4 protein-coding genes are annotated in these 2,495 nt (G+C 40.6%); 1 reads left to right on the top strand and 3 read right to left on the bottom strand.

The window, feature by feature from the left end; translation table 11 throughout:
* Nucleotides 1-285: 285 nt before the first annotated feature.
* From Q0X89_RS17965 to Q0X89_RS17955, 3 genes are all read right to left on the bottom strand, one after another.
* Nucleotides 286-618: a hypothetical protein gene (locus Q0X89_RS17965; protein WP_297696765.1), complete on the bottom strand. Its 333-nt coding sequence runs from the start codon at nucleotides 616-618 to the stop codon at nucleotides 286-288.
* 170 nt (nucleotides 619-788) lie between these two features.
* A complete protein-coding gene (locus tag Q0X89_RS17960; protein ID WP_297696763.1) occupies nucleotides 789-1,322 on the bottom strand; it encodes a DUF2058 domain-containing protein in 534 nt (177 codons plus the stop codon).
* Between the two features lie 252 nt (nucleotides 1,323-1,574).
* On the bottom strand, nucleotides 1,575-1,862 hold the full coding sequence (locus tag Q0X89_RS17955) for an RNA-binding protein (RefSeq protein ID WP_297696761.1): 288 nt from the start codon (nucleotides 1,860-1,862) through the stop codon (nucleotides 1,575-1,577).
* A gap of 132 nt (nucleotides 1,863-1,994) precedes the next feature.
* On the opposite strand from Q0X89_RS17955, the gene Q0X89_RS17950 reads away from it, so the two are divergent.
* Nucleotides 1,995-2,480 (top strand): DUF1456 family protein, encoded by a 486-nt coding sequence (locus Q0X89_RS17950; RefSeq protein ID WP_297696759.1) that lies wholly within the window; start codon nucleotides 1,995-1,997, stop codon nucleotides 2,478-2,480.
* Nucleotides 2,481-2,495: the final 15 nt, after the last annotated feature.

Here is a 2,495-nt window from a genome sequence, read left to right as displayed (position 1 = left end):
TTGAGCTGACAGTCGTTGTCGATTTTCGCATAAGCGAAAAACCAGCCTATATTGAAGGCTTAACACACTTTTTCTCGCAGAGCGTAGAGAACACAGAGGTAACATGTGTTTTTTTGCAAAACATTATCGCTTTATTAATATTCCTTTGCGTTCTCTGCGCCTCTGCGAGAGTAAATATCTATAGCCTTATCTGTATAGACAACCCATGCTGTACGGCAAAAAAATCATAGTCTGAGTTTGGGTTAATATGACACTGTCTTTCAGATTAATCCTGACTATTACAGATTATCGGCATGTCATATTTATTCCATCTAGATACATGAAATCATCTGAATCACAACGGATTAACGAATGCACATTAAAGCTATTACGAGTCCGCGGGTTGTGACATGCAACCTCTAACCCATTACCTCCTGTATATGTCCAGGCCGAGCATCGCCACTCCTTATGGTTGCCATCTATATTAATGTGATTAGATTTAGCGCCTCCTTTAACAAGCAATGTGCTGTTGAATACAAAACCTCGATCTTCCCGGGTGATTTCTAATGTATATGGTTTTGCAGTACAGACACTGCTATAGAGCATGAGCAGTAATAAAGGCAGGGTGAGATATTTCATTGTGTAATTCCAGTTATTGTTGACGTAAACTCAGGTAAAGCAAAGCGCATGCTTTATCCAGAATATTCACTAACACGTCAAGTGATTAATACGTGATAGGGAGTAATTGTTCTAATAGTATAGAATATTTCTTTCTGAGCCTGTTTTTTCTTAATTAGGATAATACGTGCTCACCATGTCAAGTCGTCGGGTATTTGATATTTTGACGATGAGTAATCTTCATCACTGGTATTTTCTTCCTCATTAAATATTACGATGCGATTCTCATTTCGTTGCTGAATTTTTTCGGCAATGTCCAGGGGAACCAGCTCGTATCGACCTTCGATGCGCGCGATGCCTAGTTGACCGTTTATTACCTGCTGCTTCATTTCTGCATTAATATAGATGCGTTTAATTTTTTTATTGTGTTCGAAATTGTAGACGATGTCGCAGTTTTCATCTCGTGACAGGCAATTACTTGTGATGAGTTGGTTGATTTCAACAGATATGGCTTTTTGACGTTGTTGTTCTACCCTCTTCTTATTAAGCTCACGGTCGCGTTTAGCTTTTTCCTCAGCTGCTCGTTGAACTTTTATTTTTGTTTCATCAGTCACTTTGCTGTTTTTAGAATGTTGCTGTTTGTTTTTGTCCTGCCTGGCTTTATGGGCCTGTTTTTTGCTGACCAGGCCGGTTTTTAACAGTTGGTCTTGAAACGGGTTGCTCATGCTTTCTATCTCGTTATTTTTGATGCTGTATTACCACTACTATCTATAAGTAGTTGTTCTGCCAGATTGCTGCGGAATGTTGATTATCCATCTAGCCCGGGGCTTGCGTGATATTCTGTTCCTGACAAAATATTGTTCATAAAACTACACGGACAAATTATAACCGAACAATTAATGGTTGGTTATTGATTAAGTGATTGAAGTGTCTATCAATCCACAGCATTGTGCGTCCGCCTTCGTGCAATATCCGGGCTAACGCGGCCATACACTTTTGTCTTTTGCCGGGACCGGTTTCGTCTGTTTCTCCTCAGCCTTTTTAACGCGGATCTTACTGCCATCCAGTTCCAGGCCGTTGAGCACCTTTATGGCTGCCCTGGCTTCGCCCTGTTTTGGCATTTCAACAAAACCGAAACCCTTGGAGCCGCCGGTTTCTTTGTCGATTATAAGCTTGCAGGACTGTACTTTGCCGTGAGACTCGAACAGTGACCGGATAGATGCTTCCGTGGTGTTGCGGGCGATATTGCGTACTAGTAGTTTCATGGGTGCACCGTGGTATTATCAGGCGTCGATATTTATGTAGTTTCAGAATCAACCATTCATTAGTAATAATTAGCTGGATTAAATGAAAATCGCTTCTTTTCACTCAGCTTCAGCTTTGATCAGGACAGGCTTGTGACCAATAACGATATTTTACGCCGTATTCGCACTATCTTCGACTTTAATGATAAGGAGATGATCGCTGTATTTGGGCTGGCTGATTATGAGGTGACATGTGAGCAGATTAGTGGCTGGTTAAAAAATGATGGTGATCCTGCGTATCAGCCATGCAGTGACAATCAGCTGGCGATTTTTCTAAATGGCTTGATTAACCATAAACGCGGTAAAAAAGAAGGCGAGCAGCCTGAACCAGAACAGAAATTGACGAATAATATCATTTTCATGAAATTGAAAATTGCTTTAAACCTGAAGGCTGATGATGTATTAGAGATCATGAGTCTGGTTGATACGGATATAAGCAAGCATGAGTTAAATGCGTTTTTCAGAAAGGCTGGCAATAAACACTATCGCAAGTGTAAAGATCAGATCTTGTGTGATTTTCTGAATGGCGTGCAGCTTAAGTATCGCGATATTGTTAAATTGAAAGCAGAGAAAGAATAAGGGTCATGCCTTATG

The organism is uncultured Eudoraea sp. (assembly GCF_947258525.1).
Taxonomy (GTDB): Bacteria; Bacteroidota; Bacteroidia; order Flavobacteriales; family Flavobacteriaceae; genus Eudoraea.
Note: the sequence above shows the minus strand (reverse complement) of the source record. Positions and strands in the feature narration are given on the sequence as shown.

What these genes read in the sequence shown, in the direction of transcription:
- Q0X89_RS17960 (WP_297696763.1), bottom strand. Translation starts at nt 1,322, where the DNA reads ATGAGCAACCCGTTTCAAGACCAACTGTTAAAAACCGGCCTGGTCAGC.
- Q0X89_RS17955 (WP_297696761.1), bottom strand. Translation starts at nt 1,862, where the DNA reads ATGAAACTACTAGTACGCAATATCGCCCGCAACACCACGGAAGCATCT.
- Q0X89_RS17965 (WP_297696765.1), bottom strand. Translation starts at nt 618, where the DNA reads ATGAAATATCTCACCCTGCCTTTATTACTGCTCATGCTCTATAGCAGT.